5 protein-coding genes are annotated in these 4333 nt (G+C 70.0%); 3 read left to right on the forward strand and 2 right to left on the reverse strand.

The window, feature by feature from the left end; all coding sequences use genetic code 11:
• The first annotated feature begins 136 nt into the window (after nt 1–136).
• Genes ADBZ5U_RS14585 through ADBZ5U_RS14595 form a run of 3 tightly spaced genes read left to right on the forward strand, consistent with a single transcriptional unit; the run spans nt 137 to nt 2023 of the window.
• Complete coding sequence (locus ADBZ5U_RS14585; protein ID WP_526811380.1) at nt 137–1183, forward strand: cation:proton antiporter domain-containing protein; 1047 nt, start codon at nt 137–139, stop codon at nt 1181–1183.
• Entirely contained in the window at nt 1180–1353 is a 174-nt protein-coding gene (locus ADBZ5U_RS14590) for a hypothetical protein (RefSeq protein ID WP_526811382.1), read from the forward strand. Before ADBZ5U_RS14585 ends, ADBZ5U_RS14590 begins: the two co-directional genes overlap by 4 nt.
• Before the next feature lie 46 nt (nt 1354–1399).
• Nucleotides 1400–2023: a universal stress protein gene (locus ADBZ5U_RS14595; RefSeq protein WP_526811384.1), complete on the forward strand. Its 624-nt coding sequence runs from the start codon at nt 1400–1402 to the stop codon at nt 2021–2023.
• Here ADBZ5U_RS14595 and ADBZ5U_RS14600 read toward each other — a convergent pair.
• Complete coding sequence (locus ADBZ5U_RS14600; protein WP_526811386.1) at nt 2004–2864, reverse strand: universal stress protein; 861 nt, start codon at nt 2862–2864, stop codon at nt 2004–2006. The two genes, ADBZ5U_RS14595 and ADBZ5U_RS14600, sit on opposite strands and share 20 nt — an antisense overlap.
• Nucleotides 2865–2954: 90 nt before the next feature.
• Complete coding sequence (locus tag ADBZ5U_RS14605; RefSeq protein WP_526811388.1) at nt 2955–4187, reverse strand: Rv3212 family protein; 1233 nt, start codon at nt 4185–4187, stop codon at nt 2955–2957.
• Between the last annotated feature and the right edge of the window lie 146 nt (nt 4188–4333).

Below are 4333 nucleotides of genomic sequence, written 5' to 3' on the forward strand. Positions count from 1 at the left end.
AGCACTACCAGGGCGCAGGCCGCAGCAGTCGCGCGCCGAAAGGCCCTCATCGCTCCATTAGGCCATCGCGGCGGCTGTGGCGCCATCACTGCACCCCGACGGACGATCATCATCGTCAAGCTGCTCTCGGACAAGCGTGAGCTCGATCGCGGTGGGCTTCCTGATCGTGCAGGACATCGTCGTCGTGCTGGTGATGATCGCGCTCACCGCCTTCGGCCAGGACACCGGCGACCACCTCGGGGTCGGGGTCGCGCTGGTTCTGCTCAAGGGGGTCGGACTGCTCGCCGGGATCTGGCTGATGACCCGGTTCGTGCTGCCCCGGCTGCTTCCCCTGGTCGCGCGCTCCCAGGAACTGCTCGTGCTCTTCGGGGTGTCCTACGCCGCTTCGGTGGCCGCCCTGAGCGAATGGCTCGGTTTCAGCTCCGAGGTGGGAGCATTCCTGGCGGGGGTCTCGCTGGCCAGCACACCGATTCGCGACGCGCTGGGCGCGCGGCTGGTCAGTCTGCGCGACTTCCTGCTGCTGTTCTTCTTCCTCGACCTCGGCGCGCGACTGGAGTTCACCGACGCCGCCAGACAGATCACCGAGGCTGTGGTCTTCTCGGCATTCGTGCTGATCGGAAACCCGTTGATCGTCATCGCGATCATGGCCGTGATGCGCTACCCGGTGCGGGTGGGCTTCCTGGCAGGTCTTACCGTTGCGCAGATCTCCGAGTTCTCGCTCATCCTGGCGGCCACTGGGGCTGAGCCTGGGACACACCACCAGCGCCACGGTCAGCCTCATCACCGTGGTCGGCCTGATCACCATCGGCTGTTCGACCTACATGATCCTCTACTCCCACCAGCTCTACGGCCGGATGAAGCGGTGGCTCTCGATATTCGAACGACGGGATGTCCGGCCGCGCGAGCCCGACAGCTGGCACGACGACGCCGATGTCATCCTGTTCGGGTTGGGCCGGTTCGGCACCCACCTGGCGCAGCGGCTCACCGGCGCCGGTCACCGCGTACTGGCCGTCGATTTCGACCCCACCGGCGTCAAGATTCACGACATCGACGGACTGTCCACGATGTTCCTGCCGCTGGACCGGGCGCGGTACGTCCTCAGCGCAATCCCGGTACTGCCGGTCAACCTTGCCCTGCTGCACGGCCTGCGTCACCACCAGTTCGCGGGGGACCATCGCCATGACCGCCCACACCCGGCGCGACGCCGACGAGCTCCGCGCCGCGGGAGCCGACGTCGTTCTGGAACCATTCTCGACGGCGGCCGCCGCGACCTCCGGCGAACTTCATCGCCTGCTCACCGGAGAAGACGGCCGGACGGATCCCGGTGCGGGCCTCAACGAGAACAGGGACTGAAGGCCATGTCCAGAAGGCAGCGGCTAGGGACGAAGGGGTGGTTGGGGTGAATACGACGACGGTTGTCGTCCTTGTGGTGGTGTGGTTGTCAGCGGGGGCGTTGTCCGGGGTGTTGATGGCCCGGCGCGGCTACGCCCCGTTGTGGATTCTGCTCGCCATGCCGTTGGGACCGTTGTTCCTGCCGATCGCGCTGGAGCGGATTCGGCGACGTCCCGCCGTCGTCGAGTTCGGGTCGACCGGCGCCCCGCCCCGGCGCACGGACGAGGGCGGCGGGTCCCGGGTCCTGGTGGGGTTGGACGGCTCCGAGCAGTCCGATCGGGCGCTGTCGACGGTCCTGGGGTTGCTCGGACCGCGCTGTGCGCTGCTGGTACTGGCGGAGGTCGTCTCCTACGACGCGACCGAAGGTGTCACCAGCGAGGCGATCGACGCTGCGGCGCAACGGCTTTCGGAGATAGCGGCGGGTTTGACTATCGCTGGTGTGGTGCATACCGAGGTGCTGACCGGTCCGGCGGGCCAGGCGCTGCGCAGCTTCGCCGACCGCCAGGACGTGGATCTGCTCGTCGTCGGCCGGCGCGGTCAGGGGATGTCGTCGAGGCTGCTCGGCAGTGTCTCGGCTGAACTGGTCCAACACTCGCCGGTGCCGGTGTTGGTTATCGGTCCGTCGTCGTAACCGTGGGACCCGGGTCGCGCACCACCATGACCGGACGGTGGCTGCGATGCAGGGTGCCCATCGCGACGCTGCCCAGAATGATCTCCCGCGCGGCCGATCGCCCCCGTGACCCGACGACGATCGCCGCGGCCCCGTGCTCATTGGCCGCTGCGATCACTGCCGTGGCGACTCCGCGGGTTCGTCGGCTCCCGGTCTGGCGTATGTGAGCGTGAGTGACGTCGACGCCCGGCGGCGCGGGTACGTCGGTGTCGTCCTCGACTGACACCGCGACGATCTGACGCTGCCCGAAGAACCGTCCGGCGGTGGCCAGTGCATGCTCGGCGCCGGCAGATCCGTCCCAGCCCACCACGACGGGGCCGGTGCCCAGATCGGCGAATTCGGTCGACAACAGCGGATGCGTCACCACCAGCACCGGCCGCGAGCCGTGGTGGACCACCATGTCCGAGACGCTGCCCAGAACGGCGTCCTTGCCGCCCAGGCCGCGGGATCCGACGATCACCACGTCGGCGTCGGCCTCCTCGGCGGCGCGGATAATTGCGGCTCCTTCCGCGCCGTAGGTCTGTTCGATCAGCGCTACGGCCTCCCACCCGGCCGCCGTGGCCAGCGCGACGCCCATCGCCGCGATGCGCTGAGCCTCGAACCTGCCCTCAACCTCGACGGCTTCGACCAGGTCGTTGACGTTGCCGGTTCGCTCTCGCAACCGGCGGCGGACAGGCGCGCTGGCAAACGGTGGGCCCCACAGGTAGACGATCCGGCCGTGGGCGCCCGGCAGCAGTGCCGCCCCCGCCTCGATGGCCGTCCCCGACGCCGGCGAACCGTCGAATCCCACCAGTACCCGCATATCCGCCGACCCCCTGTCCTGTTGTGTAATTCCTGATTCAACGTTACGTGTTTTCCGGGTGGACCCGGGAATCGGCAGGTCCAGAGGCTGCTACGGCCCGAAGGCGACGATGGCCGATCCGCGCTGCTCGATCACCGTCTGCCCACTCACCGCCGGCAGCACCGGCCCCTCACCGCCCGGGTGGGTCAGCGGGATCGTCCGCTGGTAGACGCCGTCGCTCGGGTTGAACACCGCCAGGCCGTCGGCCACCGGGACCAGCAGCCGGCCGGCCATCATCGTGGCCGGCCCCAGCGGGGCCCGCCGGTCGGCGGCGCCGAGGGTGTAGCGGTAGGCCAGCTTGTTGTCGAACACCATCACCGCGCTGCCGGTCCACCAGGTGATCAGGTCACCGGCGCGGGTCACCGCCGGCAGCGGACCGGTCTGGGTGGGCGGGCCGGGCTCGGCGGGGAGAAGCGTGCTGGAGATCCTGGATCCGGTGTCGTCATAGACCGCGACCGCCGGTTCCGGGCTGGGCAGGTACACCGCGGTGGTGGTGCCCGCCACCGCCAGCACCCGGGCATCCGAGTCGGCGGCCACCCCGGCCAGCGGCAGCTTCTTGATGTCGGGCTCGTCCTCCTCCTTGGCCGGCTTGAGCAGGCTCAGCCGGAGGTCCTTCTGGTCGCGGCAGGCCTCCAGGACGCCGACGGCGGCGTCGCTGGCCGCGGCCGACATCAACGCGCAGCCCGCGCCGAGTTTGGTGTTGACCGGCTTGACCGGAGCGTCGATCTCCCCGTAGGACAACATCCGCACCAGATCCGAGCGCCACAGTTCCAGCCGGGTCGGGCCGGCCGAGAGAACCGCGCCGCCGTCCGAGCTGAGCACCACCACGTCGTCGGCGTAGCTGGTGCGGGTCGGTCCGCGCCGGCCGGTGGCGGCCCTGATGCCGGAGACCTGCCCGCACCCGCGCACATCGGGGTAGACGGCGACGGCCAGGTCGTAGACGTAGGACACCCCGCACAGATCGGTGTCGCGGGCGTAGCTCCAGCGCTGTTCCCCGGTCTGCGGGTCCAGCCCGGCCATGGTGCGGCCGTCACCGGTGATGACGTTGCCGCTCAACAGGATTGGCGTCAGCGTCTTTGTGCTGGCGGCCGTCCACCGCCTGGTAAGCGTGGCCGGGACGGCCCCTGCGGAGGTGGTGGCCGGAGCCGGCTCGACGGCCGGACGGCTGATCGTCGCGCGCTCGGAACTGCGCCACCAGAACACCGTGATGAGCATCGCCACCGCAGCGGCGATCGCCGCCGCGGCGAAGATGTCAGCCCTGGTGCGGCGCTCCGGTCGGATCATCGGTCAGTTCGACGGGGCTCCGGCCCCGGCGGCCTTGCGAGGTCCGCGGCGGCGACGCCGGCGGCGCCCGGTGGCCGAACCCTCGCCGCCGGCGGGGGCCTCCGCGGATTCCGGATGTTTGGGCGCCGCGGCCGTCGCGGCCAGCC

The organism is Mycobacterium sp. (assembly GCF_040398885.1).
Taxonomy (GTDB): Bacteria; Actinomycetota; Actinomycetes; order Mycobacteriales; family Mycobacteriaceae; genus Mycobacterium.